Source organism: Nocardioides sp. (assembly GCF_035429765.1).
Taxonomy (GTDB): Bacteria; Actinomycetota; Actinomycetes; order Propionibacteriales; family Nocardioidaceae; genus Nocardioides.
In genome coordinates this window covers 1-2375 of the sequence record NZ_DAOMFK010000306.1, presented here as the reverse complement: position 1 = coordinate 2375, position 2375 = coordinate 1, and the positions used below count along the sequence as shown (strand labels likewise).

The window sequence follows — 2375 nt, the reverse complement described above, 5'->3', positions numbered from 1 at the left end:
CACCAGGAGAACCCGGTGCCGCAACGCCCACCGGACCCGCGCCGGCGGCGACGGGCGCCCCGCTCCTCGCCCTGGGCGGCATCAACAAGAGCTTCGGAGCCGTGCACGTGCTCCGTGGCGTGGACATGGACGTCCGGTCCGGCCGAGTGACCGCCCTCGTCGGTGACAACGGTGCCGGCAAGACCACCCTGATCAAGGGCGTCGCCGGCATCTACGGCTTCGACAGCGGCGAGGTCCGCTTCGCCGGGGACGTCGTCCACCTGTCCAGCCCCAAGGAGTCCAACGACCTGGGCATCGAGGTCGTCTACCAGGACCTCGCCCTGTGCGACAACCTCGACGTGGTGCACAACATGTTCCTGGGCCGCGAGCTGACGTCGGTGGGGCGCCTCGACGAGGCCACCATGGAGACCCGGGCCCGGACCACCCTGGACGGCCTGTCGGTGCGCACCCTGCAGTCGGTGCGCACCCAGGTCGCCTCCCTCTCCGGCGGCCAGCGGCAGACCGTGGCGATCGCCCGGGCGGTGCTGTGGAACTCCAAGCTGGTCATCCTCGACGAGCCCACCGCGGCGCTCGGCGTCGCCCAGACCGAGCAGGTGCTGCGGCTGGTGCGCCAGCTGGCCGACAACGGGCTCGGCGTCATCCTGATCAGCCACAACCTCAACGACGTGTTCCGGGTCGCCGACGACATCGCGGTGCTCTACCTGGGCCAGATGGCCGCGCAGGTCGAGTCCTCCTCGGTCACCCACGGCCAGGTGGTGGAGCTGATCACCGCCGGCAGGTCCGGCGACATCGGTCTGACCGGTGGCCACGAGACTGCCCCGACCAGCCCGCAGGAGGCCTGAGATGAGCCGCGCCACCGCCAACCCCGACCTCGAGGACGCCCGAACCGACACCGCGGGGCCTGACACCCTCAGCGGACTCACCCGTGACTACATCGCCCGGGTCCGTGGCGGGGACGTCGGCTCGCTGCCGGCGATCCTCGGGCTGCTGGTTCTGGTGCTGGTGTTCTCCGCCCTCAAGCCCGACACCTTCACCAACTCCTTCAACTTCGCCAACCTGATCAACCAGTCCGCCGGCGTGATGGTCATCGCGATGGGCCTCGTCTTCGTGCTCCTGCTGGGCGAGATCGACCTGTCCGCCGGCTACACCGCCGGCACCGCCGCCGCGATGACAGGGATCGTGATGACCCGCCACGAGATGGGCTGGTTCCCCTCGATCCTGACCGGCATCGCCACCGGCGCGGTCATCGGCCTCTTCATCGGGCTCGTGGTCGCCCGGCTCGGTGTCCCGTCGTTCGTGGTCACGCTCGCGATGTTCCTGGGGCTGCAGGGAGTCATGCTGCTGGCCATCGGCGAGGGCGGCACCATCCCGTACCGCAACGAGACCGTGCTCGCGCTGATGAACAAGAACCTGCCGCTGTGGCTGGGCTGGACCCTCTGCCTGGTCGGGGTGCTGGCCTACGCCCTGACGACCTTCCTGCGCGCCCGCAACCGGCGCGCCGCCGGTCTGCACGGTGACCCGATGGTGCTGTGGGCGATCAAGAGCGGCGTGCTGGCCGCCGCGCTCATCGCCGCCACGGCGTACCTCTCCGTCGAGCGCAGCCGCAACCCGGTCGCGGTCTCCCTCAAGGGCGTCCCCGTGGTGGTCGTGGTCCTGGCCGTGCTGCTCATCCTGCTGACCTTCCTGCTGAGCCGGACCGCGTGGGGCAGGCACGTCTACGCCGTCGGCGGCAACGCCGAGGCCGCCCGCCGCGCCGGCATCAACGTCGCCCGGATCAAGATCAGCTGCTTCATGCTCTGCTCGGCCCTGGCCGGGATCGCCGGACTGCTGATCGCCAGCCGGGACAACAGCGTCTCGCCGGCCACCGGTGGCTCCTCGACCCTGCTGTACGCCGTGGGTGCGGCCGTCATCGGCGGCACCAGCCTCTTCGGCGGCAAGGGCCGTCCGCTCGACGCGGTGATCGGTGGCCTCGTGGTGGCGGTGATCAACAACGGCATGCTGCTGCTCAACCAGCCGGCCGGCCGGGTCTACATCGTGACCGGCCTGGTGCTGCTGCTGGCCGCCAGCGTCGACGCGATCAGCCGCCGCCGCGCGGTCGCCTCCGGCAGGGCGTAGACCGGTGGCCAGGGGGACTGGCCTGGGGCACGAGGAGCTGCGCCGCAACAACATGAGCCAGCTCCTCACCCGAGTCCACCTCTCGGGTCCCACCAGCCGGGCGGAGCTCACTCGGGAGCTGGGACTCAACCGCAGCACGATCGGCGACCTGGCCGGCTCGCTCGCGGCCCTCGGGCTGATCAGCGAGGGGGAGTCGGTGCTCGGCGCCCGGTCCGGCCGACCCTCCCTGCTGGTCTCGCCCCGCACCGAGAACGTCGTGG

At 70.9% G+C, this 2375-nt stretch carries 2 protein-coding genes and 1 pseudogene; all 3 read left to right on the top strand.

The genetic code is table 11. The annotated features are described in order from the left end of the window. A partial coding sequence (locus PLP61_RS16570; RefSeq protein WP_502889104.1) for an ATP-binding cassette domain-containing protein occupies positions 1 to 842 on the top strand: 842 nt, incomplete at its 5' end. A 1-nt stretch (position 843) separates the two neighbouring features. Then, complete coding sequence (locus PLP61_RS16565; RefSeq protein WP_324503867.1) at positions 844 to 2115, top strand: sugar ABC transporter permease; 1272 nt, start codon at positions 844 to 846, stop codon at positions 2113 to 2115. Between the two features lie 4 nt (positions 2116 to 2119). Next, positions 2120 to 2375 (top strand): annotated as a pseudogene (locus PLP61_RS16560) (ROK family transcriptional regulator); the annotation flags it as partial.

Excerpts from the sequence above, each read along its gene's own strand:
- PLP61_RS16565 (WP_324503867.1), top strand. The coding sequence starts at position 844 with ATGAGCCGCGCCACCGCCAACCCCGACCTCGAGGACGCCCGAACCGAC.